This is a genomic window from Holophagales bacterium (genome assembly GCA_016719485.1).
GTDB lineage: Bacteria > Acidobacteriota > Thermoanaerobaculia > UBA5066 > UBA5066 > UBA5066.
Map to the genome: position 1 here is coordinate 74,136 of JADJZB010000029.1, position 24,680 is coordinate 98,815.

Annotated in this window: 25 protein-coding genes; 17 read left to right on the forward strand and 8 right to left on the reverse strand. The window is 73.5% G+C overall.

Annotated features, from left to right (window positions below):
• Positions 1–58 precede the first annotated feature (58 nt).
• Positions 59–826 (forward strand): 16S rRNA (uracil(1498)-N(3))-methyltransferase, encoded by a 768-nt coding sequence (locus IPN03_20500; GenBank protein ID MBK9376030.1) that lies wholly within the window; start codon positions 59–61, stop codon positions 824–826.
• Positions 827–829: 3 nt separating this feature from the next.
• Here IPN03_20500 and IPN03_20505 read toward each other — a convergent pair whose 3' ends face one another.
• Positions 830–1,795 carry a glycosyltransferase family 9 protein gene (locus tag IPN03_20505; protein ID MBK9376031.1) on the reverse strand — a complete coding sequence of 322 codons (966 nt, stop codon included), beginning with the start codon at positions 1,793–1,795 and terminating at the stop codon, positions 830–832.
• 60 nt (positions 1,796–1,855) lie between these two features.
• Between IPN03_20505 and IPN03_20510 the strand changes: the two genes are divergently transcribed.
• Positions 1,856–2,668, forward strand: a complete 813-nt coding sequence (locus tag IPN03_20510) for a glycosyltransferase (GenBank protein ID MBK9376032.1) — start codon at positions 1,856–1,858, stop codon at positions 2,666–2,668.
• 69 nt (positions 2,669–2,737) lie between these two features.
• On the opposite strand, the gene IPN03_20515 is transcribed toward IPN03_20510, so the two are convergent.
• Both IPN03_20515 and IPN03_20520 read right to left on the reverse strand, forming a co-directional pair.
• Positions 2,738–3,844 carry a glycosyltransferase family 4 protein gene (locus IPN03_20515; protein ID MBK9376033.1) on the reverse strand — a complete coding sequence of 369 codons (1,107 nt, stop codon included), beginning with the start codon at positions 3,842–3,844 and terminating at the stop codon, positions 2,738–2,740.
• Positions 3,845–3,856: 12 nt separating this feature from the next.
• Complete coding sequence (locus IPN03_20520) at positions 3,857–4,372, reverse strand: isoprenylcysteine carboxylmethyltransferase family protein (protein ID MBK9376034.1); 516 nt, start codon at positions 4,370–4,372, stop codon at positions 3,857–3,859.
• A gap of 239 nt (positions 4,373–4,611) precedes the next feature.
• On the opposite strand from IPN03_20520, the gene lpxA reads away from it, so the two are divergent.
• Positions 4,612–5,400, forward strand: coding sequence for an acyl-ACP--UDP-N-acetylglucosamine O-acyltransferase (lpxA, locus tag IPN03_20525; protein ID MBK9376035.1), 789 nt, complete (start codon positions 4,612–4,614; stop codon positions 5,398–5,400).
• 72 nt (positions 5,401–5,472) lie between these two features.
• On the opposite strand, the gene IPN03_20530 is transcribed toward lpxA, so the two are convergent.
• The gene (locus IPN03_20530; protein ID MBK9376036.1) at positions 5,473–6,894 is read right to left on the reverse strand and encodes a glycosyltransferase family 39 protein; all 1,422 of its coding nucleotides are present in this window, start codon (positions 6,892–6,894) and stop codon (positions 5,473–5,475) included.
• Positions 6,891–8,519 carry a glycosyltransferase family 39 protein gene (locus IPN03_20535; protein ID MBK9376037.1) on the reverse strand — a complete coding sequence of 543 codons (1,629 nt, stop codon included), beginning with the start codon at positions 8,517–8,519 and terminating at the stop codon, positions 6,891–6,893. Before IPN03_20535 ends, IPN03_20530 begins: the two co-directional genes overlap by 4 nt.
• Positions 8,520–8,666: 147 nt before the next feature.
• Between IPN03_20535 and IPN03_20540 the strand changes: the two genes are divergently transcribed.
• Positions 8,667–9,152 carry a hypothetical protein gene (locus IPN03_20540; protein MBK9376038.1) on the forward strand — a complete coding sequence of 162 codons (486 nt, stop codon included), beginning with the start codon at positions 8,667–8,669 and terminating at the stop codon, positions 9,150–9,152.
• Complete coding sequence (locus tag IPN03_20545) at positions 9,149–10,918, forward strand: ABC transporter ATP-binding protein (GenBank protein ID MBK9376039.1); 1,770 nt, start codon at positions 9,149–9,151, stop codon at positions 10,916–10,918. The genes IPN03_20540 and IPN03_20545 overlap by 4 nt, the downstream gene beginning before the upstream one ends.
• A gap of 64 nt (positions 10,919–10,982) precedes the next feature.
• Here IPN03_20545 and IPN03_20550 read toward each other — a convergent pair whose 3' ends face one another.
• From IPN03_20550 to IPN03_20560, 3 genes are read right to left on the reverse strand one after another with little or no spacing between them, the layout of a single operon-like run.
• Positions 10,983–12,272 (reverse strand): hypothetical protein, encoded by a 1,290-nt coding sequence (locus tag IPN03_20550; GenBank protein ID MBK9376040.1) that lies wholly within the window; start codon positions 12,270–12,272, stop codon positions 10,983–10,985.
• Positions 12,269–13,009 carry a glycosyltransferase family 2 protein gene (locus tag IPN03_20555; protein MBK9376041.1) on the reverse strand — a complete coding sequence of 247 codons (741 nt, stop codon included), beginning with the start codon at positions 13,007–13,009 and terminating at the stop codon, positions 12,269–12,271. Before IPN03_20555 ends, IPN03_20550 begins: the two co-directional genes overlap by 4 nt.
• Complete coding sequence (locus tag IPN03_20560) at positions 12,988–14,634, reverse strand: glycosyltransferase family 39 protein (GenBank protein MBK9376042.1); 1,647 nt, start codon at positions 14,632–14,634, stop codon at positions 12,988–12,990. The genes IPN03_20555 and IPN03_20560 overlap by 22 nt, the downstream gene beginning before the upstream one ends.
• Positions 14,635–14,791: 157 nt before the next feature.
• On the opposite strand from IPN03_20560, the gene IPN03_20565 reads away from it, so the two are divergent.
• The 12 genes from IPN03_20565 to IPN03_20620 are packed head-to-tail and all read left to right on the forward strand — an operon-like array spanning position 14,792 to position 24,508.
• The gene (locus IPN03_20565; protein MBK9376043.1) at positions 14,792–15,667 is read left to right on the forward strand and encodes a hypothetical protein; all 876 of its coding nucleotides are present in this window, start codon (positions 14,792–14,794) and stop codon (positions 15,665–15,667) included.
• 13 nt (positions 15,668–15,680) lie between these two features.
• Complete coding sequence (locus tag IPN03_20570; GenBank protein MBK9376044.1) at positions 15,681–16,163, forward strand: beta-hydroxyacyl-ACP dehydratase; 483 nt, start codon at positions 15,681–15,683, stop codon at positions 16,161–16,163.
• Positions 16,160–16,357, forward strand: a complete 198-nt coding sequence (locus IPN03_20575) for a hypothetical protein (protein ID MBK9376045.1) — start codon at positions 16,160–16,162, stop codon at positions 16,355–16,357. The genes IPN03_20570 and IPN03_20575 overlap by 4 nt, the downstream gene beginning before the upstream one ends.
• On the forward strand, positions 16,354–17,562 hold the full coding sequence (gene lpxB / locus IPN03_20580; protein MBK9376046.1) for a lipid-A-disaccharide synthase: 1,209 nt from the start codon (positions 16,354–16,356) through the stop codon (positions 17,560–17,562). Before IPN03_20575 ends, lpxB begins: the two co-directional genes overlap by 4 nt.
• Complete coding sequence (gene lpxD / locus IPN03_20585; protein ID MBK9376047.1) at positions 17,559–18,599, forward strand: UDP-3-O-(3-hydroxymyristoyl)glucosamine N-acyltransferase; 1,041 nt, start codon at positions 17,559–17,561, stop codon at positions 18,597–18,599. Before lpxB ends, lpxD begins: the two co-directional genes overlap by 4 nt.
• Positions 18,600–18,613: 14 nt before the next feature.
• A complete protein-coding gene (locus IPN03_20590) occupies positions 18,614–19,612 on the forward strand; it encodes a hypothetical protein (GenBank protein MBK9376048.1) in 999 nt (332 codons plus the stop codon).
• Positions 19,609–20,007, forward strand: a complete 399-nt coding sequence (locus IPN03_20595) for an acyl carrier protein (GenBank protein MBK9376049.1) — start codon at positions 19,609–19,611, stop codon at positions 20,005–20,007. Before IPN03_20590 ends, IPN03_20595 begins: the two co-directional genes overlap by 4 nt.
• A complete protein-coding gene (locus tag IPN03_20600) occupies positions 20,004–21,287 on the forward strand; it encodes a beta-ketoacyl-[acyl-carrier-protein] synthase family protein (GenBank protein MBK9376050.1) in 1,284 nt (427 codons plus the stop codon). The genes IPN03_20595 and IPN03_20600 overlap by 4 nt, the downstream gene beginning before the upstream one ends.
• Entirely contained in the window at positions 21,284–21,985 is a 702-nt protein-coding gene (locus IPN03_20605; protein MBK9376051.1) for a DUF374 domain-containing protein, read from the forward strand. Before IPN03_20600 ends, IPN03_20605 begins: the two co-directional genes overlap by 4 nt.
• Entirely contained in the window at positions 21,982–22,758 is a 777-nt protein-coding gene (locus IPN03_20610; GenBank protein ID MBK9376052.1) for a hypothetical protein, read from the forward strand. The genes IPN03_20605 and IPN03_20610 overlap by 4 nt, the downstream gene beginning before the upstream one ends.
• The gene (locus tag IPN03_20615) at positions 22,755–23,756 is read left to right on the forward strand and encodes a hypothetical protein (protein ID MBK9376053.1); all 1,002 of its coding nucleotides are present in this window, start codon (positions 22,755–22,757) and stop codon (positions 23,754–23,756) included. Before IPN03_20610 ends, IPN03_20615 begins: the two co-directional genes overlap by 4 nt.
• A complete protein-coding gene (locus tag IPN03_20620; GenBank protein ID MBK9376054.1) occupies positions 23,753–24,508 on the forward strand; it encodes an SDR family oxidoreductase in 756 nt (251 codons plus the stop codon). Before IPN03_20615 ends, IPN03_20620 begins: the two co-directional genes overlap by 4 nt.
• Positions 24,509–24,680: the final 172 nt, after the last annotated feature.

The following is a 24,680-nucleotide window of genomic DNA, read 5'->3' on the forward strand; positions in this document are numbered from 1 at the left end:
ACGAGGCTATCCGATAATCGAGAGCCTCGCGGCTCGTCCGTGCCGGCGGAATCCGAACGTGAACCTGATTCTCCTGTTCCCCGAGGACTTCGCATCCGACGACACGGTGCGGCTTACCGGCCGCCGCGCTCGTCACGTCCACGAGGTACACCGCGCCCGGGTGGGCGACAGCCTGACCGTCGGCCGGGTGAACGGTCACGTCGGAACGGGCACGGTGCTCTTCGTCGAGCCGGACGAGGTCCGCCTCTCGGTTTGCCTCTCGGAGGAGCCGCCGCCGCCCGCGGGCCTCGACCTGCTCCTCGCGATGCCTCGGCCCAAGGTGCTGCGCCGCGTTCTGCAGTCCGCCGCCTCCCTGGGGGCGCGCCGCATCGTCCTGGTCGGCGCCCAGCGGGTGGAGAAGAGCTACTTCGACACGCCCTTCCTCGAGCCGGCGGAGCTCGAGAGGAACCTCGTCCTCGGGCTGGAGCAGGCGCGCGACACGGCCCTGCCCGAGGTGCTCGTGCGCAGGCTCTTCAGGCCCTTCGTCGAGGACGAGCTCGGAGCCCTCTGGCCACGCGCGTCCTGCGCCCGGCTGCTCGCCCACCCCGCGGCCGCGCGCAGCCTCGAGGACGACGACGTCGGGAAGGCCTCCCCGGCAGTTCTCGCCATCGGTCCCGAGGGTGGGTGGATTCCGTTCGAGCTCGCGCTGCTCGAGGCTCACGCCTTCAGGCCCTTCAGCCTGGGACCACGCATCCTCCGGGTGGAGACCGCGATTCCCTTTGCATTCGGCCAGGTCCAGGTCGCACGAGAGCGTGCTGCGGGACAGGCGACCGATCCCGGGCGTTGAACGTCAGAGCGCGCCCGACGCGACCCCGAAGGCCTCGGCGAGACAGCGTGTCGCCTTTCGGCATCGCCGCTCCTCGCAGCCGCCGCACGGCGCGCCCACCGATCGGGCCCGTGGCCCGCGGAGCCCGGTGCGGGCAGGGTTTGTCGGTCCGAGGATCGACAGCGACTCGGCGCCGAGAAGGGCCGCCATGTGCCCCGGCCCCGTGTCCGCGGTGACGACCTTCTCGGCCGCGAGAGCGAGCCCGAGGCTCCCGAGGAGCGGCATCGCGCCGGCGCGATTCAGGATCCCCTCTCGCCCTGGCCGGAAGCTCGCGAGCCGTTCGTCTCCGAGAAGGACGAGCGGGGGGCCGGGCCAGCGCTCGAGCCACTCCGGCGGGATCGACTTGGCCCGCCCGGAGGACATCGGGAAGGCGGCCGTGAACCGCCGCGGCAGGCCGAGCCGCTCGGCTTCGAGAGCCCCCGCGGCGCGCAGGCGCGCCGCCAGCGGAGCGAGGCCGCGCTGCGCTTCCTCCCACCCTTCGGCAACCGACGCCCCGAGCGCCTCGACTGCGCGGGCCGTGTTCTCGACCGCGTGGGGCGTCCGCCGGCGGTCGTACATCGGAACGGAGGTGTGCAGCCAGGGCCACCGGCCACGGCCAACGCGACGGCTCGCCCCGCTCCAGAGGGTCCAGAGGGAAGAGCGGAGGAGCCCCTGGAGGTCGACGACGAGCTCGTAGCGCCGGTCGGCAAGCAGCGTGGCGACCCGCTCGCGCTCGGCAAGGAGGTCCGCCCAGCCGCGCCCGAGGGCTCCGCGGACGTCCACGACGACCGTCTCCGCGACCCACGGCAGCTGGGCGACGAACGGCGCCGCCGGCGGCTCGACGAGCCAGTCGATCTCCGCGCGCGGGAAGCGTCGCGCGAGGGCCGCGACCGACGGGACCGCGTGCGCGACGTCCCCGAGCGAGGAGAGCTTGACGACGAGGAGCCTCAAGGGCCCCATTCTCGCCTCGCGGGAGGCGGGCGCGGGCGTCTGTCGGGAGTAACCTCGGCCGTGCCCCGCGTCGCCGTCGTCATCGCCACGCATCGCCGGCCAGCGCTCCTCGCCGAGGCGCTCGCATCGGTGGCGGCGCAGACGTTTCGCGACGTCGAAACCGTCGTCGTGGAAGACGGCGGCACGGAGGAGACGGCTCGCATCGTCGCCGCGTCGGGGGCCCCCGGCGTCCGTCACGTTCCCCTCGCCTTCTGCGGACGATGCGGCGCCGTGCGAAACGAGGCCCTCCGCCGCGTCTCGTCTCCCCTCGTCGCGTTTCTCGACGACGACGACCTCTGGCTTCCCCGCAGGCTCGAGGTGCACGTGGCCGTTCTCGAGGCCGCTCCCTCCGCCGGGCTCGTCTTCGGTCCCGTGCTGCGCTTCGGCGATGCGAAGGGTACGTGGCCCCGGCACGTTCCCCCGCGGGTCGACCTCGCCCGCCTCCTGCGGGGCAACTGTGTCCCGCTCTCCTCCGTCCTCGCGCGCCGGGAGGCGCTCGAACGGGCCGGCCTCTTTCCCGACGAAGCGGAACTGGCCCAGGACTACGAGCTCTGGCTCCGTGTCGCGCGATCGCACGTTCTCGTCGGGCACCCCGAGCCCCTCGTCCGCTACCGCGTCCACGCCGGCGGGATCAGCCGCAGGAAGGCCCTCGAGGTCGAGGCCCTGGCCGCGATCCTGGAGCGCCTGCAATCGGAGTGGGACCTCCCGCCCCGGCTCCTTTCCCCCGCGCGCCGGGGCCTCCTCCGCACCCGCGCGCGGCTCGCTTCCGGCTTCCGGGAGGCGATCCGGCTCCGCGCCCGGTCCCTCGCGCCCGGAACGGTTCTTCGCGGGTGAGCGTTCGTCGACGGGAGCGGGCGGGCCCGCCGGGACCGGGCCGTCCCGTCCGGCGCCGACTCCGCCGCGTCAGCCGACGCCGAGCCAGTCGACCACGTCGTCGAGGTGACGCCGCGCGTCGAGCGACGTCCTGAGGCCGAGCGCGGCCTCTCTGAGCTCTGCGCGCCGGGTCGGGTTCGAGACCTCTTCGACCGCGCGCGCGAGTGCCTCCACGTCCCTCGGATCGTCCACGACGAGCGCCGCCCCCGCCGGTCCGAGCCTCTCGACGGCGCCGTTCCTGCGGGTCGTGATGACGGGGACCCCGCAGGCAGCAGCCTCGAGGCAGGCGAGCGAGCAGGGGTCCAGGAACGTCGGGTGGAGGAGACCGGTCGCCGCGCGCAGCCGCCGAGCGACGTCACCCGGCGACAGCGGGCCTTCGAAGGACACGGCGTCCGCGACCCCGAGGCGGGCAGCGAGCCGGCGCCACGCATCGCCTGGACCCCGCCCGGCCACGGCAAGGCGGGCGGGGAGGCCACGCCGCCTCGCGACGGCGATGGCCCCGAGAGCCGCGCGCAAACCCTTCAGGCGGGGGTTGTGGGCGAGGAAGAGGAACTCCGCGCTCCCGCCCTGGCGGAAGCCGTCCGGATCCGGCGAGAAATGCTCGAGGTCGACGCCGGGCGGCGCCACCCGGATCGCCTGGTCTGGAACGCCGAAGACCCTGAGGCGGCTCCTCTGCGCCTCCGTCCAGACCATGATCTGAGGGCATCCGCCGGCGAGGACCTGCCTTTCGCAGCGCAGGAGAAACCGGCGTCGCCCGTTGAAGGCCGCTCCGAGACCGAAAAGGGCCTGCCGGGCCCCCTCCATCGAATCGCGCTCCGCCTCGAGGGCGTCGGCGAAGAGTCCGCCGTGCAGCTGGACGTGCGTCGCGAGCCCGACGAGCCTCGGCGCGAGGACGGGCCCCGCCCCGGCCTCTACCCTGAGGGCCGCGGCCGCCAGGAAGCGCTTCTCGCCGGACGCGCCCCCTCCCCGGGGGGCGAGCGCCTCGATGGAGACTCCGCTGCTCGTCCCGGCGCTCTCGCGACAAAGCACCCGGAGGCCGACCCCACGCCGCACGAGGGCCCCGGCCAGAGCGACGAGATATCCCTCCTGCCCTCCGCGCGAGGCGTCCCAGCGGTCGACGAGAATTGTCGCCTTCACTGACGCCTGCATTCAGTACAGCGCGAGGGGGCTGGGAAGCACGTGCATGTCGTGCAACGTCTCGACGATCGCCACGAGCGCGATCAGGAGGACGAACCACGCCGCGCTCTGAAGGTGCGCGCGAAAGATCCGGGGATCGACCGCGTACTCCGGAGGCTCCCTGAGCAGCGAGAGCCTCGGCAGGAACCGCGGTGTCACCCGCTCGTACGCGTCGTATCCCTTGCCGAACGCCAGGCGCAGCGCCCGTTCCTCGCGACGGATGACCAGCGGATAGTACAGACCGAATCCGACCAGGAAGAGAAGCGGAACGGTGACGTTCTTCGCGACCAGCCCCAGACCGACGCCACCGAGCATGCTGAAGAAGTACAACGGATTGCGACAGACGGAATACGGTCCCTCGACGACGAGCACCCGTCCCTTGTACCCGGCGATGTACATCGAACACCACGTCCGCCCGAGAGCGGCGACCGCCACGAGCACCACGCCGGCAGCGAAGAACGACGTCGCCACGACCGGCGCACTCTCCATCCACCGGCTTCGTGAGAACAGCACGAGGGCGATCAGGAGCGCGACGTAGACCTGCGCCAGTGGTATGCGGCATCGTTCGATCGTCATTCCCCTGGTCATGGCCGACCGTCCTCGCGTCTCCATCGGGGCCTCCTCAGGGCGCCGCCTGCCGGGCGACTGTCTCACCTCCCTGCGGACCGGGGCAATTCCGTCCGGAGCCCGGCTCGTCCGGGCAGGACGCAAACTAGAATCGCGGCCTCATGGGAAAGCACCACATGGCCCTCGTCGATCCCGGCGCACAGCTCGGGACCGGGCTGGAGATCGGGCCGTTCGCGGTCGTCGAGGCCGAGACGGCGATCGGCGACGGCTGCGAGCTCGGCGCCCACAGCGTCGTCAAGCGATTCACGCGGATGGGCGCCCGCAACCGCGTCCACGAGGGGGCGATCCTCGGCGGCGAGCCCCAGGACCTCGGTTTCGGCGGAGGGCCGAGCCACCTGGAGATCGGGGACGACAACCGGATCCGCGAGGGAGTGACGATCCACCGGGCCACCGCTCCCGGGGGCGTGACGCGCGTCGGCTCCGGCTGTTTCCTCATGGCGTACTCCCACGTCGCCCACGAAGACGTGATCGGCGACCACGTGATCCTCGCGAACAACGTCGCCCTCGCCGGGCACGTGCGGATCGACGAGAGGGCCTTCCTCTCGGGCGGGGTGGTCGTGCACCAGTTCTGCCGCGTGGGGCGCCTCGCGATGGTCGGCGGCAACACGAAGGTCATCAAGGACTGCCTGCCCTTCGTGATCACCGACGGCGTGCCGGCCCGCGCGCGGGGCCTGAACGTCGTCGGCCTCAGGCGCGCCGGATTCGCGGCCTCCCAGCTGCGGACCCTGAAGGAGGCCTACCGCCTCCTCCTGCGCTCGGGCCTTTCGCTGGCCGAGGCCCTCGAGCGGCTGACGGCCCTCGGCGATCCGCTGGCGGACGAGCTGGGAGCCTTCGTGCGCGACTCGAAGCGGGGCTTCCACCGCGCGTCACGCGAGACCGATCTCGCGTAGGGCCAGCGGCCCGGAGGGGCCCGGGGACCCAGGACGCACGGGGCTGCCGGGAACCCGGAAGCGCCACCTCATTCAGTCGGTGGACCCGACGCGACAGACGCGGTAGACGACACCTCGCCGACTGGCGCCGCGCGCCATCTCGCGAGTGCCCGGCGGGGGCGGGGCGGCCGTGATCAGCCACGCGGGCGTGAGGACCTCGCCGGGCGTGCGGATCAGACGGGGCGAGTGACCGGCCCGCTGCAGGTAGAAGGCGGCGTTGTAGTCGATCGCGGGGCCGAGGATCAGCAGCGGGTCCCGCGAAGTCCCCATTGGCGCGGCGAGCGTCTCGGCGAGACGGCGCGCGTCCTCGTTGCGCGTCGCGTCGAACGGGATGGCCGCGAGCCACGCCAGCCGGACCGTGAGCGCCGCCAGAACGAGACCGCGGATCGCCGTCCGGATGGCCGGCGACCCTGCGCGCCACGCGGCGGCGCCCGCGAGCCCCGCGACCACCGCGACTCCGGGCATCGCCGGCATCGCGTACCGGGCGAGCGCGTGGGGCCAGAGCGCGAGGGGCACCGTACATCCCACCGCGTAGAGGGCGAACGGCACGGCCGGGCTCGCATCGAATCCGGCCTCGTGTCGCCACCTCCGCGACAGCGGCAGCGCCGCGACGGCGAGCCACGGAAGGAGGTGGGCGGCGGTCTCGCCAACGAATCTCACCAATCCCTTCAGGTAGGTCGAGACCGTCGGCCAACCTCCGGTGCGGGTCATGTCCTGGAAGGCCGTCTCGTCGCCGGGCTGGTAGACGGCGCCCGCCCAGGCGGCGAAGGCCGACAGGGCGATCCCGCCCAGCAGCGCGAGGCCCGGCAGCTCCCTCCAGCGCCGCTCTCGAACGACGACGAGACAGGCCCCGATGCCGAACCAGGCAAGCGGCAGCGGACCCTTGAGAAGCGCGGTCGCGGCGAGCAGCGACGCGGTGGCGATCCACGCCAGGATTGCGCTCCCCTGACGCGTGCACCGGCTCTCGAGCCAGATCCTGAAGGCGGCGAAGGAGGCCACGCTGACGAACAGGTCCGGCTCCGACCGGGCACCCGTCGTGAAGACATAGGGAGAGAGGAGGAAGGCCACGGCCGCGAGGAGACCGGCCGGTGCACCGCCCCTGCGCCGTGCATCGCGCTCGACGAGAAGCGCGCCGAGCAGGGCGGCGAGGAGCGCGGGTGCGCGGACGACCCACTCGGACACGCCCCCGAGCGAGATCGCCGATGCGACCAGCCAGTACAGCAGCGGAGGCTTCGCGACGAATCCCTCCCCGAGGACCTCCGGCCGCAGCCAGTGGCCGTTCTGCAGCATGTCGAGCGCCGCGAGCGTGTAGCGCCCTTCCTCGTAGTAGAGGTTGCGCGTACCGGCGAAGGGAACGAGGACGAGCGCCCAGAGCCCGACGACGATCCAGCTCCCCCACCGCCCGGCGTCGCGGCCCCGCGCCACGTCATCCTCGATCCGCCGGCGGACCCTCATCGGGGCACGAACCGCCTCAGCACGATCTCGTCCGTCGTCAGGAGGCGTCTCTGGTGCTGGTCGCGGCGCGGGACGGGGATCTTCGTCTCCTCGACGAGGGTCAGCTCTGTCCTCGTCTTCTCCATCCAGCGCCACGAACCCTCCTGGTCGTACGCGAAGGCCGCGACCCTGTACTCGACGAGGAGCAGCGGCCGTCCGGCCGTGACCCGATCCAGGCGCGGAGCCTCGCGGCGCCCGTGCCGCGGGGAGTAGAGGATCTGGTTCGCCCGGTACGTGGCGAACCAGCTCAGGCGGGACCGCAGCTCGGGCTGGAACGAGACTCCGAGGTCGGACTCGAGACAGACCGTCTCGGCTCCGAGCGCGGCGTCGACCCAGAACCCCCGCGCGAAACTGCGAGCCGCTTCGTCCGAAGGGTTCTTGTACGGCCAGACGAGATCCCGGGCGAGGACCGCAAGCCCGATCACGAGGAGGAACGTGGCCACCGCCCCGCCACCGGGGTCCGTCCGTCTGCCCGGACCCCGGCCCGGGCTCGCGAGGTGCGCGAGCGAGACCGCGGCCAGGATCGAGACGAGGGGGACCGCGTACAGCGAGAACTTGGTGTGGCCGCCGAACGGGTACCTGTGGAGCGCGGCGGCCGCGAGGTGAAGCGCGAGCGGTGCGGTACAGAAGGCGATGAGGGGACGCCGCGAGGACCCCGCGAGCAACACGACGCCGCCGAGAACGGCCACGGTGGTGACGACGCTGGCCCCGGCCACTCCACCCACCGGGAACGCGAAGAGGGGCCCCGTGAGCGAGGCGAGGAGCCATAGCGGAATCCGCAGGGGCGTTGCGAAAGGCGGAAGCGCTTCGAGCCAGAACGCCTGCATCCCCGGAAGCGTCGGCGCGGCCGCGTCGGCGATGCAGGCCTGTACCGCCAGGAGGCTCGCCACGTGGAGGAGGCCCGCGGCGACCCAGGGCGCGCCAGCGGCCACGCGGTGTCCGGGCCCCGCCGCGGCGAGGGCCTGAGAGAGCCCGAGGAGGACGATCCCGCCGCCGACGAACGCCGATGGGAAGGAGAGCCAGGGGCCGATGGCGAGGAGCGCGGCAAGGAGGAGCCAGCGAACCGGACGCGCCCCTTCCGCGAGCCTCACCCCGGCCAGGAGGAGGGCCACCGAGACGAGGAGGTCCACCCCGTACGGCTTCGCCTCCGCCGCGTACCGGACGCACGGGTAGGAAACCGCAAAGATTCCCGCGGCGAACGTCGCCTCCCAGCCCGCGAGAAGGCGCCGCGCGAGGGAGACGAAGAGAGCGAGGCTCGCCAGAGAGGAGACGAAGGCGACGAGCCGGAGGGACCACTCGGAGAAACCCAGCAGCTCCGCCACGGCCTTCTCGGCCAGGAGCCAGAGAGGGGGCGCCAGCTGGCCGAAGTCGAGCGGCCCGAGGAGCCCCGGAACGTCCTTCTCGAAGAGGTTGACGACGAGGAAGGCTTCGTCTTCCCAGAGAGCGAAGCCGAGGCCGTACCGCAGCACGCGGGCCAGGACGCCGACGACGACGAGGGCGACGAGCCATTGCCTCGCGGCGCGCTCCGTGGACGCGGCGGCACCGTTGCGGGGGCCCGTCTCGAGCCGGGCTTCCTCTCTCTCCATCACTGAAAACCGGGCGGATCGTACCGGTTCCCCGGAGGAGACCTGTTTCACGAGCGGGCCCGGCGTCGACTGCCGCGCGATCGCCTCTGCGGACGGCGCGTCCGTCGCTTGACGGACCACCGGGCAGAGCGGCATGGTCCGATCACTGTGGACAAACCCCGGCCCTCCGAGATCCCGAGGGGCTTCGACCCCGCGCGCGCGGTCCACCCGACACGGGTGCTTCGCCTCGAGGAGGTCGTCGACCTCCTCGAGCTGACGCACGCTCCGGAGGTGATCCGCGGGTACCGCGAGAGGATGTGCGCGGGAGACCGCTTCCCTCCGGTCTCGGTCGTGCGGCTCTTCGGGAAATGGCTCGTCGCCGACGGCCACAAGCGATTCGTGGCGTGGACGGGCCTCGGCGCAGAGGAGATCGTCGTGGAAGTCTGGCCGCCCTGGCGCTGGCTCGCCGACCAGGCCGGCCAGGCGGCACGCAATGCGAGGAAGAACGGGAGGATCTTCGCCCGTCTCTTCGTAGACCCCCGCGAGTCGCTTCAGCTGGCCCGGACCACGGCGGGACACTGGCGCCGCGTGGCGCGCTCCCTGCTGCGCCGGGCGGGCCGGCGCGGCAAGAGACCCGAGAGCCTCCCCGCGTGAGCGACGGGATCCTGGCCCCGGGTGCCGGACGACGCCTGCTCCTTCGGATCGCGAGGGACGCGGCGGTCGAACGCTCCCGCTTCGCGGGGGCGGCGGCCGCGCTCGCGACGATGGCCGGCGCTCAGCTCCTCCTGACGTGGCTCGTCAAGGAGTGGCTCGAAGGGCCGCTCACGGGAGGCTCGCTCCTCCCCGTTCGCGCCCTTCTCCTGAAGGCGACGGGAGCCACGCTCCTCCTCGCGATGGCCGTCGTCCTCGCGCGCTACCTCGCCGCGAGCGTCAACCAGCGCCTCCTCGAGCGCCTGCGCGACCGGGCGGCGCGGAAGATCCTGGCGAGTCGTGCTCTGGCGGTGAGGGGCCGTCCGGCAGGCGAGCTCGCCTCGAGGGTCTTCTCGGACGCCAGCAGCCTCTCGGGATTCGTCGAAGTCCTCCTGAAGAGGCTCGTCGGTGACGGCCTCGACGCCCTCGGCTCGATCGCCGTGGCCTTCCTCGTCGAGTGGCGTCTCGCTCTCGCGGCCGTCATCCTGGCCCCCCTCCTCGGCCTTCTTCTCGGCCGCCTGGGACGCGTCGTGAGGCGCAAAGGAAGCCTCGCGCAGAGAGAGCTGGGCGAGCTTCATTCCGTCTTTGCCGAGCAGGTTTCGGGCCTGACGACGATCCAGGGCTACGACGCCGCCGGGCGCGAGGCGGAGCGCTTCGCAGCGACGAACGCGAGCTACCGCCGGAGCGTTCTCGCCGCCGAGCTCTGGTCGGCGGCCGTTCTCGCCTCGGTTTTCCTCGTGACCGGGATCGGCTTTCTCGGCGCCATCGGCTGGGGGAGCCGCCTCGCCCTGGCGAGGGAGCTGACCCCGGCCGGCCTCCTCGCGTTCTGCCTCTTCGCGGCGAGAGCCGTGGAGCCGCTCCGGCGTCTCGCCGACGTCCACGCGATGCTCCAGCGGACTCTCTCCGCGGCCGCGCGGGTCTACGAGGTGATCGACTTCGGCTTCCTCGAACGGCAGGGCGGCACGCCCCTCCCGCGGCCCGTCCGGGGGAGCCTCGCGCTCGAAGGCGTTCGTTTTCGCCACGAGCCGGCGCGCCCCCTCCTGGAAGGAGTCGACCTGCGGGTCGAGCCGGGGGAGACGGTCGCGGTCGTCGCCGCCAGCGGGGGAGGAAAGAGCACGCTCGCGGCGCTCCTCGCGGGATTCCTCTCGCCGGACGCAGGCAGAGTCGGGCTCGACGGCGTGGACCTTCGTGAGGCGGACCTTCGCGATCTGAGGCACGCCGTCCGGGTCGTCGAGCAGGAGCCGTTCCTCTTCCGCGGAACGCTGGCGGAAAACGTCCTCTTCGGCCGCCCGGAGGCGTCGCGTGGCGAGGTCGTCGAAGCGCTGGGGCTCTGCGGCCTCGAGAGCCTCGTCGCCGCGATCCCCGGCGGGATCGACGGTTCTCTCCTCGAGGCCGGGCGAAACCTCTCGGGAGGCCAGAAGCAGAGGATCGCGCTCGCGCGGGCCGTCCTCACCGACCCGCCGGTCCTCGTCCTCGACGAGGCGACGAGCGCGCTCGACAGCGAGACGGAGGGCAGGCTCCTCGACGACCTCGGTCCGTGGCTCGCGCACAGGACGGTGATCGTGATGGCGCACCGCCTCTCCACAGTGGCCCGGTACCCGAGGGTGATCGTCCTCGTCGAAGGGCGCGTCGCGGGAGACGGATCGGCGTCCCGGCTCCTCGACACCTGCCCCCCATTCCGGGCGCTCTTCGCGGGTCAGGTCGAACCCGTCGCGAACGCCGCGACGTGAGCACGGGACGGGCCGCTCCTGCTATTTCAGGCCGGTCTCCTTCCAGGAACTCCGGCTCGGGACGCTAGCGAGCAGCGAGCAGGCCGAGAACCCTCGTCGCCGTGCGCGCGGCGGCGCCGCGGAGGGTGCCGAGCGCGCGGTGCCCCGCCTCGCCCCGGTGACGGCGATCGCCCTCGTCGGAGAGAAGCCGCGACAGAGCCGCCGCGAGCTCTCCGGCGGCCCCTTCCCTTCCCACGTCGACGAGCGCTCCCGCGGAACGGAGGGCGTCGGCCACGTCGCGCACGCCGTCGAGCGAAGGCCCGGCCAGGAGCGGCACGCCCGCCTCCGCCGCAGCGACGGGGCTGTGTCCGCCGACCGGAGCGATCGTCCCGCCGAGAAACCCGGCCGACGCGTACGGCCAGAGCGAGGAGACGATTCCGAAGGTGTCGACGACGAGGATCGAGGCGGGGCCCGCAGAGCCCGAGAGCCGGCGCGTCTCGAAGCCGGCGCGGAGGGCGAGGCGCTCGACCTCGCCCGCCCTCGCGACGCGCCGGGGCGCGACCGCGAGACGCACCGCGACGCCTTCCCCGCGCAGCCGCGTCACCGCCGCCAGGAGGAGCTCCTCCTCGGGAGCGTGCGTGCTCGCCGCGAGGAGAAGAGGCGGGCCGCTCCCGAGATGGGCCTCCCACCCGGTCGGCAGCGGCGCGGCGGGCGTCGGGGCGTCGAGCTTCAGGTCGCCGGTCACCTCGACGCGGGAGGGGCTCGCGCCGATCGAGAGAAACCTCTCGCGGTCCTCCTCCGTCCGCGCGCCGATCCACGAGACCGCGTCCACGACCGGGCGGAAGAACCGGCCCAGCAGCGCGTAGCGTCGCGCCTCGCCCGGCCGGAGCCGCCCGCTCGCGACCGCGACCGGGATGCCGAGCGACCGCGCCCCCAGGAAGAGCCCGGGCCAGAGCTCGGCCTCGACGGTCACCACGGCCGCGGGAGCGAGGCACGCGAGCCACCGGCGCACCGCAGCCGGCCGGTCCCACGGCAGGAAGGAGACCGCCTCGACCGCGCGGCAGGCTTCGCGAATTCGCTCGGCCACGATCCGCCCCTCGCTCGTCCCGGTCGTCAGGAGCAGCTTCACCCCGGCCATCCGTTCGATCTCCGCCGCGAGGGCCGAAACGGCCGTCATCTCCCCGGCCGACACACCGTGCAGGAGGAGCCGCCCCGGACCGCACGGCGACGGCGCCGTGCCGAGGCGCTCCGCCCGCTCGAGGGCCCCGGCCCCGCGAAGGAACGCGATCCGCGCCACGGCCACCGCGGCGCCGGCAGCCACGCCGTAGGCTCCCAGGACGAACCTCTGCCCCCGGGAGGAATGGGGCACGTTCACGGACGGTCCTGCGGGAGCCGGAGGACCTCCGGGCGGCGGCGTCTCCGCGCCATCCAGCGCACCGCCAGAAGGTCGGCGAAGCCGGAGAACCCCCTGTCGACGAGACCGTAGTGGCTCTTTCCCGCCCGCCGGGGCCGGTGCGCAACCGGTACCTCGACGACCCGCGCGCCGAGCTCGCGGGCGAGGTGAGGCAGGAAGCGGTGCATTCCCTCGAGATCGAGCGGCAGCGCGCGCGCGACCGGAGCTCTCATCGCACGCAGGCCGCACCCCGTGTCCCTCGTGGTGTCGCCGAGGACGAGCCGTCGCGTCAGTCGCCCCACCCAGGCCGCCGCCCCACGCACGGCCCCGTCGGCGCGTCGGACCCTGGAGCCCTGGACGAAGTCGGCTTCTCCCCGGCCGAGGAGATCGAGCATCGCAGGGAGATCGGCGGGGTCGTCCTGGAGGTCCGCGTCCATCGTCGCCACGACGCTGGCGCGGGCCGCGAGGATTCCGGCCCGGAGCGCCGCCGACTTGCCCGACGCGGTGCCGAGCGCCAGCGGCCTCAGCCAGGGCCGTGAAGCGGCCAGAACCGCGAGGCCCTCGGCCGTGCGGTCCCGGGAGCCGTCGTCCACGACGACGAGCTCGAACACCACCCCGCGGCCACCCAGGACCCTTTCGACCTCGCGGACGAGCGGGCCCACGTTCTCCTCCTCGTCCCGCGCCGGGACGACGACGGTCACCGCGGGGACTTCGTCCAAGGTCCACCTCGCGCCAGAGCCACGAGCTCGACGGGCGCCCCCTTCGAGACGTTCATCCCTCCCTGCCACGCCAACGGAACGAGGGGCAGCAGGCCCTCGCACGCCACGAGGCGCTCGAGCCCGGCGCGCGTCGTGACGAGGAGACCCGGGCCCGCGCGGCGCGCCCAGCGCGCGGCGTCCGCCTCGCTCGCGAGGCGCTCGACGGGCCCCGGTCCGAAATGGACGAAAACGCTCGGCTCCTCGAACCCGAGGGTCGCGGCCGGGGCGTCTCCCACGGCCCGCCTCGCCTCGATGGCGAGGCGGGGCACCGGCTTCCACGCCTCGAGCGCGGGAAGACCGAAACCCACCGCCGCGGCGAGCGCCGCGGCGGTGCCCACGAGGAGTGTCGCGGCGGCAGCTCGCGAGCGCCCCGACCGGAGAAACGCCGCAGCCAGGACGGTCTCCGCCGAGATCGCGACGAAGGCCGCAACCGCCGGAGCGCGCAACGCTGCGATCGGGGGGACGGCCACGACGAAACCGAGGGCCGCGAGAGCGACGGCGACGACCGGAGCGAGCAGGAGCCCGCCGGCGACGAGGCCACGCCGTTCGCCCGATTCCGCGGCTTCGGCCGCGAGGAGGGCGAGGGCCGGGAACGCCGGGAGGAGGTAGTGCGGGAGCTTGGTGGCGACGACGGTGAAGAGGAGCAGCGGCGCGAGGGCGCACCCGAGGAGGATCGCCCGGGCCCCGGGCGCGAGGACGCCACCCGACCGAATGCGCACCCAGGCTGAGGGAAGCAGCAGCGTGAACGGGGAGAAGCCGACGAGGACGACGACGCCGTAATAGAGAGGTCCCACGAGGATCCCGCTCCCGTGGCCTTCCATCGGGGCGAGTGTCCGGCCGATCACGTGGGTGCCGATCGCCGCCGAGAGGAGGCGGCCGTTCGTCGCGGCGTCGGCGAGGAGGCCCCAGCCGAGGACCGGCACGAGGCCGAGGAGCGAGGACGCCGAGAGGAGACCGGCGAGCCACCGCCTCTGGCGGAAAGCGGCTGGCGCCAGGAGAAGCGCGCCCCCGAGACCGAGGAGCGGCAGGGCGAGCGCCACGGGCCCCTTCGCGAGCTGCGCGACCGCCGAGGCGATCGCGCCGAGGACGAAGTGACGGGCCCTGACGCCGCCGACCGCGGCATCGGCGAAGACGGCGAGGACTCCCGTGAGCCCGGCGAGGAGGACGGCGTCGGCCGTCGCGGCAGCCCCTTCCAGGAGCGCGAGGGGCGACAGGGCGAGCAGCGCCGCTCCGAGGAGCGCGGCGGTCTCCCCCGCGAGGCGCCGTCCGGCGGCGAAGGTCAGCAGGACGGAAGCCCCGTGCGCCAGCGCGGACCAGAGACGGAAAGCCACTTCCGTGGGACCGAGGACGCTCGCGGAGAGGGCCATGAGCCAGGGGAGGAGGGGCGGCTTGTGCGGCCTCAGCTCGCCGGCGAACGTCGGGACGAGGAAGTCGCCCGACGAGAGCATCTCGACCGCCGAGCGCGCGAAGCGGGACTCGTCCCGGTCCCAGAGCGTCGTCCGCGGCGCGAGCAGGAGGAGCAGAGTCACGACCACGGCCGCGAGGGCGACCGCGGCACGGTACGTTCGCCGCTCAGGCACGGGCATGTGAGCTCTCATCGGACGGTGGCCGAGTCTAGCGAAAGAGCTGCGTCACCCCTCCCGGCCCGGACTCGACCGCCGTCTGCCGGGGGACTCCATTCCTTCCCTCGGCCTTGCTACACTCTGCGCGCTCCCAATTGTTCCCGGACTTCGGAGGGCTTTCATGAGCCGAATCGCATTGCGCCTCCTCGTAGCCGCCTCGCTCGCGTCTCTTCTGTCCGCGAGCGCCCTGCTGGCCCAGCCCACGCCGACGCCCACGCCGGGACCGGCCGCAGGTCCGGGTCCCTGGAGCGCCGACCACCCGATCTGGTTCGACATGAACGGGGACCATGCGCCGCAGGCGAGCGAGCTGATGGGCTACCCGCAGCAGGAAACGACGGACTGCACCCGGGTCGTCGGTCTCCCGTCCGGAATCCCCGGGACAGGGACGGAGACTCCCTGCATGTTCGTTTACGAGGACACAGGCATCGCCGGCTCTCGCACGAGGCAGGACGGCATGACGCAGTCGCTCGTCTCGAACGCGGACGGGACGCTCTTCACGTTTACCCAGGAGCCCTACGGCAATCGTACGGCGACCTCCGGCGGCCGCGCCCTCGCCGCCCCGGCGAGCGGGACGGGCCAGCTCCTCGACCAGAACTTCGACGGGATCTTCGACGCGATGCGGGTCGAGGGAACGGGCGTCCCCGAGACGCGGATCAGCCTGCTTCCGCAGGACGCGACGGGAGACGGACGCCCCGACTACATCACCGTACCGTGGACGACGAGCGGCGCCGGGCTTCTCGGTGTCTCCACCACGACGACCCCGCAGATCTACTTCCCCTTGACGGACACCAACGACGACGATTGGCCCGACACCATCACGGTGCAGGTGGCGGGCGTCGGCGGGATCTCGACGACGACCGGCCCCCCCCTCTCGGGAGCGGCGCTGGCGAATGGCGTCCAGGTCCCGTCGGCGTCGACCTTCGGCCTCTTCGTCTTCGGTGCCGCCGTGGTCGCGCTCGGCGTGAAGCTCCTGCGCGGGACCATCGTCGCTTCCTGAGGTTCCCTCGGTCGTGCGGTTCGTCCTCGTCGACCGGTTCCTCTCGGTCGAGCCAGGGCGAGGTGCGACCGCTCTGAAGACGTTCCGCCCCGAAGACCCCGTGTTCGCCGATCATTTTCCCGGCCTCCCGGTCGTCCCCGGAGTCCTCCTGACGGAGGCGATGGGGCAGACGGCCGGGTGGGCTCTCGCGACGAGGCTCGGACCAGACCTGTTCCCCCTCCTGATGATGGTCGAGAGGGCCAAGTTCCGGCGCTTCGTCCGCCCCGGCGAGGAGATCCGGCTCGAGGCCGACCTGGAAGAGGCCCGCGGAAGCGTCTGGGCCGCGCGGACCCGCGCCTGGGTCGGCGCCGAGCGGGTCGCCGAGGCGAGGCTCGTCTTCCACGCCGTCCCCCGGCCCTCGGGTTCCGCCGCATTCGACGACTGGATGTCCGGAATCCTCCGGGAGACGGGCCTCGGCCGGCTCCTCGAGGCCGCCGTATCCTCCGCTACGGAATGAAGCGGCGGCTGGCCCTTTTCCTCCTCCTGGCGGGGACATTCGTTGCGGCGCGCATCATCGTGGCGCACGCAGTCAACGGGCGGAGGCCGGAGGTGAGGCAACTCGCGCTCCACGCGGTCGCCGTGCCGCTCGTCCAGCTCGCCCTCCTGGAGGCCGCCGAACGCCTCCGCGCGCGGTCGAGAGGGGCCGCGTGAGGATCCTCCTGAGCGCCGGCGAGGTGTCGGGAGACGTCGCCGGCTCCCGCCTGGCCCGCGAACTGAGAGCGCGCCGCCCCGACCTCTCGCTCTTCGGCCTCGGCGGCCCGCGGATGGCGGAGTCCGGCGTCGAGCTGCTCCGGGACACGAACGCCCTCGGCACGGTCGGGATCACCGAGTCGTTCCGGGTCGTCCCGGGTCTGGCGCGCGCGTTCGCATCGCTCCGCCGGCGCGTCGCCCAGTCGCCGCCCGACGCCGCCGTGCTCATCGCCAACGACGTCTTCCACGTGGCGCTCGGCAGATGGCTCCGGGCCCGCGGCATCCCGACCCTCTCGTACTTCCCCCCGCAGGTCTGGATCTGGCGCTCCCTCGCCCGCGCCTTCGCCCCGAGCTTCGACGAGATCCTGACGTCGTTCCCCGACGAGGAGCGCGTCTGGCGGTCCGCCGGGTCCTCCACGACCTTCGTCGGGCACTACCTCGGCGACGTCCTGCGGCCCGCGACGGAGGACGCCAGGCGGCGCGCCCGCGAGACGCTGGGCCTCCCCGCCGGACCTCTCGTAGCGATCCTTCCGGGCAGCCGGGAGTTCGAGGTGCACCGTCTCACCCCCGTCCTCCTCGACGCCGCGCGGCTCCTGCACGACCGTGACGGGACCATCCGGTTCCTCCTTCCGGTCGCCGATCCCGGCTTCGCGCCATACATCGAAGCCGAGGTGGCGCGCCGCGGTCTCGAGGGCGTCGTCGGAACGGCTGCCAGCAGCCACGACGCGCTCCGCGCGGCCGACCTGGCGATCCTCGCCTCGGGGACGGCGTCCCTCGAAGCGGCGCTGATCGGGACGCCGATGGTCATCGCCTACCGTCTCGCGGCCCTGACGATGGGCGTCGTCCGCAGCGCAATCGCCCTGGGCCTCATCGACTCCGACACCGTCGGCCTCCCGAACCTCGTCCTCGGGCGGCGCGCGATTCCCGAGCACATCCAGAGCCGGGCCAGCGGCGCCGAGCTGGCTGCCGCGGCGGCGCGGCTGCTCGGGGACGCGTCTCTACTCGAGGAGCAGCGGCTGGCGCTCGCGGAGGTGTCGCGCCTCCTTTTCGCGGGGGGCAGCGACGCGCGCGCGGCCGAGGCCGTACTGGCCGCCGCGGAGCGGCGCCCCGTGCGGATCCCGGGCTTCGGCGGAGCCATCGTCAGGGAGGAAGGGAGCGGCACGTGAGGCGAACGACGCTCGGAGAGATCGCCACGCTCCTGGGGGGCGAGATCGACGGCGACCGGGGTACGCCGATCGACCGGCTCGAGCCGCCCGAAGAAGCAGGCGAGGGGGCGCTCGCCGTCCTGTCGGATCGGAAGGCGCTCGCCTCGATCGCCTCGTGCCGGGCGTCGGCCATCGTCGTCCCGGCGGGAACCCAGGCCCCGGGGCGTTCCCTCGTCCGTGTCCCGGACCCCCGCCGGGCATTCGTCGCGCTGCTCGCCTACTTCGCGCCCGGCGATGTGCGCGGGCCGGGAATCGACCCGGGCGCCCACGTCGACCCGGGCGCGGAGGTGGGAGAAGGAGCGTGGATCGGCCCCGGGGCGGTCGTCGAGGCCGGAGCCTGCCTCGGCGCGCGCGTCCGCGTTCACCCCCTCGCCGTCGTCGGGGAGGGCGCGCGGGTCGGCGACGACTCGGTCCTGTTCCCGGGCGTCGTGCTCTACCCCGGCGTGACGGTCGGGCGCCGCGTCAGGATCCACGCGGGAAGCGTGATCGGCAGCGACGGGTTCGGCTACGAGCGCGACGCCGGCGGCGTCCAGCAGAAGGTTCCGCAGATCGGGACCGTCGAGATCGCCGACGACGTGGAGATCGGGTCGAACTCCTGCGTCGACCGGGCGACCGTGGGCGCCACGCGGATCGGGGCGGGAACGAAGATCGACAACCTCGTCCAGGTCGGGCACAACACGCAGGTCGGCGAGCACTGCTGCGTCATCGGGCAGGCGGGCATCTCCGGGAGCGTGAACGTCGGGCGCTTCAGCGTCCTCGCGGGCCAGTCCGGCATCGCGGACCACGTCACCCTCGCCGAGGGAACCGTCGTCGGCGCGCAGGCGGGTGTCCACCGCGACATCGGTCCCGGAATCTGGCACGGCGCGCCCGCGCTCCCCGCGAAGGACGCCCGGCGCGTCTTCCCGATCGTCGCCCGGCTCCCGGAGCTCCTTCGCCGCCTCAAGGAGCTCGAGGACAAGGTCGCGACGCTCGAGGGGCGGGACGGACCGGGCGCGTGAAGGAGCAGCGCGCCGTGGTCACCGGCCTCGGCCTCGTGACACCCCTCGGCACCGGGCTCGATGCGACGCGGTCGGCGCTCGCCGAGGGCCGATGTGCCATCGCGCCCGCCACGCTCTTCGACGCGAGCCCGTTCGCGTCGCCGCTCGCCGGCGAGGTGCGCGACCTCGACGCGCGCGCCCGCTTCCGCGTCCCCAAGGCGCTGAAGCTCTGTGACCGCAGGACGCGGTTCGCCGTCTGCGCGGCCGCGATGGCGCTCGAGGACGCCGGCTTTCCCGAGGGGCCGTGCGACGGCCTCGGCGTCGCGATCGGGACGAGCGGCTCCGACCTCGGCGCCGAGGAGCTCTCCGCGGCGCTCGCGCGCGCGGAAGAGCCGGCCCTGGCGGCGCGGGACACCGCCGCGTTCGGCGAGGCGGCCCTCGGGAGCCTCAACCCGCTCTGGCTCCTCGTCCACCTCCCCAACATGGCCAGCGCCCACGTGGCGATCCAGCTGGAGGCGCGCGGACCGAACACCACCGTGATGACGGGGTGGGCCGCGGGTCTGGCGGCGATCGTCGAGGGGGCCGCCTGGATCGTCGAGGGGCGCGCCGCCGCCGTCCTCGCCGGCGGGGCCGACGCCGCCGTCCACCCGTTCGCGTTCGCCGCTTTCGAGCAGGAAGGCCTCCTCTCGGGCCCGTCCCCGCTCGTTCCCGCCGAAGGGGCGGCCGTCGTCTTCCTCGAGGAGCGGGAGGCCGCGCTCTCGCGCGGGGCCCGCATCCTCTGCGAGGTGGGTGCACACGCGCTTTCCGCGGGGCCCCGGCTCGCCGCGCTCGCGGCCGGCGCGACGCCCGCGCCCGCCCGCAGGCTCGAGCACCACGCCGGAAATCTCCTCGCGGCGCACGCCCCAGCCGCCCTCGTCCTCGCCCTCGTCGAGGGCCTTTCCGGCCCGGTCGCGGCCGTCGCCGCGGGGCCTGCCGGAGAAGCCTCGGCCCTGCTGGTCCTGCCGCCCGAAGGGGCGGCCCGGAGTGCTGCATGAACCCGTCCCCTTCCGAGATCGAAGCCCGTGTCCTCTCGATCGTCGCCGACGCCCTCGACCAGCCCGCCGAACGGGTGACTCTCGACTCCTCCCTCGTCGACGACCTGGGCGCCGAGTCGATCGACTTCCTCGACATCGTCTTCCGGCTCGAGAGCGCGTTCGGCCTGAAGATCCCCGAGGAGGAGATTTGGGCGGGGTCCTTCGGCGGTCTCGATGACGACCCTGGCGCGCTCGAGGCACGCCTCTCGGAGCTGAAGGCCCGGCGGCCCGGTTTCCGCTGGGACCGCATTCCGTCCCGCCCGTCGCGCGCCGACCTCCCCCGTCTCATCACCGTCGGGACGGTCGTGGAGTACCTCGAGACGCGCCTGTCGGGAGGAGCCGCGTCGCCGGAATGAGCGCGCGCCGACGCGTCGTCGTGACCGGGGCCGGACTCGTCGCTCCGGGCGCACCAGGGGTTGCCGCCCTCTGGGAGAACCTCCTCGCAGGACGGTCGGCCGTCGGCCCGATTCGGCGCTTCGACGCCTCCACGTTCCCGACGCGCATCGCCGCCGAGGCCGACGCCCCCTCCGGGGACGCCGCGCGTCCGCTCGGGAGCGATTTGGGGGGGCGCGGGAGGATCTGGGACTTCGGCGTCGAAGCGGCGTCGCAGGCGCTCGCCGCCGCCGGACTCGCGCCGCGAGGGCCCTGGTCCGCCTCCGCAGGCCTTTCCATCGCGACGGGCATGGGAACCTACGGGCACGCCGAGGTCTTCGGGGCCGCGGCCGCGGGAGCCGCCCGGGACGGCTTCGACGGGAAGGCGTTCGCCCAGGAGCTCCTGTACGGCCTCCTCCCTCACGCGGCCGACCGGCAGAGCCCGGGCGCCCTCGCGGCCCGGCTCGCGCGCGCCGCCGGGATCGGTGGTCCCCTCCTCGCGTCGATGACCGCCTGCGCGGGCGGGACCGAGGCGATCGGCGACGCGTTCCGCTGGATTCGCCGCGGCGAGGCCGACGTGGTCCTCGCGGGGGCCTCCGACTCCGAGATCTACCCCATGGGGCTCGCGTCGTTCTGCCTGCTCGGCGCTCTCTCGCGGCGCAACGAAGAGCCGACGCGTGCGAGCCGCCCGTTCGACGGGGAGCGCGACGGGTTCGTCCTCGGAGAGGGCGCGGGGTTCGTCGTCCTCGAGGAGCTCGAGCACGCCCGCGCGCGGGGCGCGGACGTCCTCGCCGAGGTGGCCGGATTCGGCTCCGCGTGCGACGCCTGGCGCGCGACGGACCCCCACCCTGACGGCCTCGGGGCCGTCCTCGCGATGCGCCGCGCCCTCGACGACGCCGTGCTCTCGTCGGCGGACGTCGGCTACGTCAACGCGCACGGGACCTCGACGCCCGGTGGCGACCGTGCGGAGGCCCGGGCGCTGGGATCTGTCTTCGGCTCGCGGCTCGGCGAAGTCGCCGTCAGCTCGACGAAATCGATGATCGGCCACCTCACGGTGGCCGCGGGCGCCGTGGAGGCGATCGTGACCGCCCTCTCGCTCCGGGACGGCCTCGTCCATCCCACGCTCAACCAGGAGCATCGCGACCCCGAGTGCGAGGTCGACACCGTCCCGGAGGGAGCCCGGCGCGTCGACCTCCGCGCGGCACTCTCGAACTCCTTCGCGTTCGGCGGGCAGACGGCCTGCCTCGCGTTCGTGCGGGCGTGAAGATCCGGTTCTCGCTTCCGCGCCGTCTCGCCCGGACGCTCGGCCGGGTCTACGGGCTCCTCCACCGGACACTCCGCCTGGAGGGAATCCTCCCCGACGGCTCCCGGGTAACCCCCGCCACCTACCCTTTCGGACGGGAGATCTTCGCCTTCTGCGAGAGGGACGCCCTCGCCCTCGGCGGCGTCCTCGGCCGGGCGCGGTTCACGACCCTGATCGCTCCCGGCCGCGACGGCGACTGGGCGACCGAGGTCGTGACGACACTCGGAGGCCGGGTCGTGAGGGGCGCGACCGAGAGGGGCGGCACGCAGGCGCTCGCGCAGCTTCTCCGCGAACTTCCCGGGGACGACGGTCCCCTCGCCCTCGTCGTCGACGGGCCACTCGGACCGTCGGGAGTCGCGAAAGGCGGAGCGGTGGTCTGCGCAGCACGGACGGGCCGGCCCCTCCGCCCGGTGGGAGCCGCGGCACGGCGATCCTCCGTCCTGGGGCGGAGCTGGTCGAAGATCTGGCTCCCGCTTCCCTTCTCCCGCGTCGTCGTCGTCATCGGTGAGCCCCTGCCCGTTCCGGCCGAGCTGGACCGCACGGAACGGGGACGCCTCGCCGGAGAGCTCACGGCGCGCCTCGCCGCGGCGCGAAGCCGCGCCCTTCGCGAAGTGGCCCGAGCGGACGTGGTGACGAGGGTCTCGGAGTCCGGAGCGTGAGGCGGTTCCTCGGGTACTGGCTCCTTCTTTTCCCCGCGTACCTCGTCGCCGCGGCCCTCTCTTCGTGGCTCCTCCTGAACCTCGTCGACCTGACGTACGAGGCCTTCGCGGCGTGGCTCCTCGTCCCCGCCGCGCAGGCCCTCGTCCTTGCGGCGACCTCCCGGCGCACACCCCTCTTCCCGGCGGGCCGCCCTCCGATCCTCGCGTTCGTGCCGCTCGCGATCGGCCTCGGTGTCGTCTCCGCGGGGCTCTGGAGGCCGCTCGACGCGAGGTGGGGCTTCCTCGTTTCTTCGAACCTCCAGGGGCTCTTCCTCCGCGCCCTCGCGATCCTCGCCGGGGCGATGCTCCTCGCGACATGCACCCGCGTCAGAAAGGGGTGGGCCTCGGTCGCATCGCTCGGCGCGCTCCTGCTCTTCCTCGGGCTCGACGCCGTGCGGCCGTTCCTCGCGACGCTTCCCGGCGCTCTCCTCCCGAGGCTCAACCTGTTCCTCGGCGGTCTCGTCACCTGGGGCGGACTCGTCGCGCTCGTCTTCGCGGCGGCGCTCGCGGGGCAGCGGGCGCTCGAGGAGACGAACACATGGGCGGCCCGCTTCCTGGGTGCCTCGCTCGCCGTGCTCTTCGTCGCGCTTCACGGCGCGCTCCTCCAGCTCTTTCTCCACCCCTGGCTCGAAGCGCCCTGGTCGCTCCTCGTCCCCGCCGCCGTTTCCATCGCCGCCGCGCTCGCGGCAGCCGCCGGCCTCACGGCGCTCGTCGGCTGCAGGGAGGGCGCATGACGGCCAGCGCCCTTCTGCGTCCGATCGTCCTGGCGCGCGACCTCTTCCTCACGCTCGTGGCGCTGCCGTTCCTCCTTCCCCTCCGCCTCCTGCCGTGGAACGCCGCCTGTCTCCTCGGGAGCCTCTACGGCCTGGCCGCCTGGGCCGTCATGGGAACGTCGCGGCGCGCCGGCCTCGTCAACCTTCGGCGCGCCTTCGGCCCGTCGATGTCCCGCGCCGAGGCGAGCCGCGCCGTACGCGCCGTCTTCGCGAACCTCGGGAGAAGTCTCGCGGAGGGAATCCGTTTCTCGGCCCTGCCCGGCCGTACCGACGGCTCCTGGAAAGCGCTCTACGATGCCGAGGATCCCGGCCTCGAGGCACGGATCCTCGCCGACCCGCGCCCGAAGATCTTCGTCACGGGGCACCTCGGCTCCTGGGAGGTCGCGATGCAGATGGTCGACCAGGCGCTCGGAGGGCGCGGCGTGGCGGTGGCCCGGCGCGTCGACAACCCCTTCCTCGACGCCCTCCTCCGCCGCGTGCGGCGCGGCGGAGGCGCCCTCATCGAGAAGAGAGGCGCGGTCGCGCCCGCTCTCGCCGCGCTCCGCTCGGGTCAGAGCGTCGCGGTCCTCCTCGACGAGAACGGCGGGCGGTCCGGCCCGTTCCCTCTCTTCTTCGGGCGCCCCGCCTCCACCCGCAAGACCCCGGCGCTCCTCTCCGCGCGCACCGGGGCGCCGATCGTCGTCGGCGCCGCCGTTCGTCGAGGGGGGCGCTTCGTCTTCCGCCTGGCCTTCTTCGAGCCCCCCGGAGACGGTGCCCCGACCCCGCGCGACGTCCTCGACGCGACGGATCGGATCGTCCGGGTCTGGGAGGCGTGGGTCCGGGAGGACCCTCTCCAGTGGCGGTGGATCCACTGGCGCTGGAAAACCCGCCCCGGCGGGAGCGAGGAGACCTACACCCGGCGCGACGTCGACGAGGCCTTCGCGGCGGGCGTGGCCGGCGCCACAGAGGTGTCCGCATGAGCACTCCCTTCCCCGACCTTCGCGGCCGCGTCGCCGTCGTCTCCGGAGGGACCCGCGGCATCGGGCGAGCCGTCGCCCTCGCGCTCGCCGCTTCCGGTGCCCGCCTCGTCCTCGGCTACCGCGCCGACGCCGCCGCAGCGGAGGAGACCGCTCGTGCCTGCGAGGCGCTCGGCGCCGAGGCCCGGACCGTTGCGGCGAACCTCGTTCACCCCGAGGAGGCACGGGCGCTCGTCGCGGCGGCCGGGGACCGCGTCGACGCACTCGTCCACTCCGCCGCCCTCGGCTCCTTCAAACCGCTCCTCGACGTGAAGCCCGCGCAGTGGGACCTGACTCTCGCGGTGAACGCCCGCGCGTTCCTCCTCCTCGCGCGCGCGGCGTCGGAACGGATGCCGGACGGAGGGAGGCTCGTCGCCCTCTCGAGTCTCGGCGGCTCACGCTTCATACCCGAGTACGGCGCCATCGGTCCCTCGAAGGCCGCCCTCGAGTCCGTCGTCCGCACCCTCGCCGTCGAGCTGGGCCCGCGCCGCATCCTCGTCAACGCGGTCTCGGCGGGGCTCGTGCCGACCACGTCGGTGGGGCTCCACCCGCGATTCGAGGAGCTCGCCGCCCACGCGCGCGCCGCCTCTCCCCTCGGGCGCCTCGGTACGCCCGAGGACGTGGCCGCTGCCGTCCTCTTCCTCCTCTCGCCGCTCGCCGGGTGGGTCACGGGGCAGACGCTCGTCGTGGACGGGGGAGCCAGCCTCGCGACCTGAACGGAATCGAGACGGGCACGCGACCCCGCGCGCCGCAGGATGTCCCGCGGTCTTCGCGATCGTTTCCGGGGTGCACCAGAACCTTTTTCCACCGGGAGCGTAACGGAGAAGCCGGGGTCGCTCCGCGCCAGGGAGGGCTTCTTCCCCGGCACCGGTGCCACGTCGCCGGCGG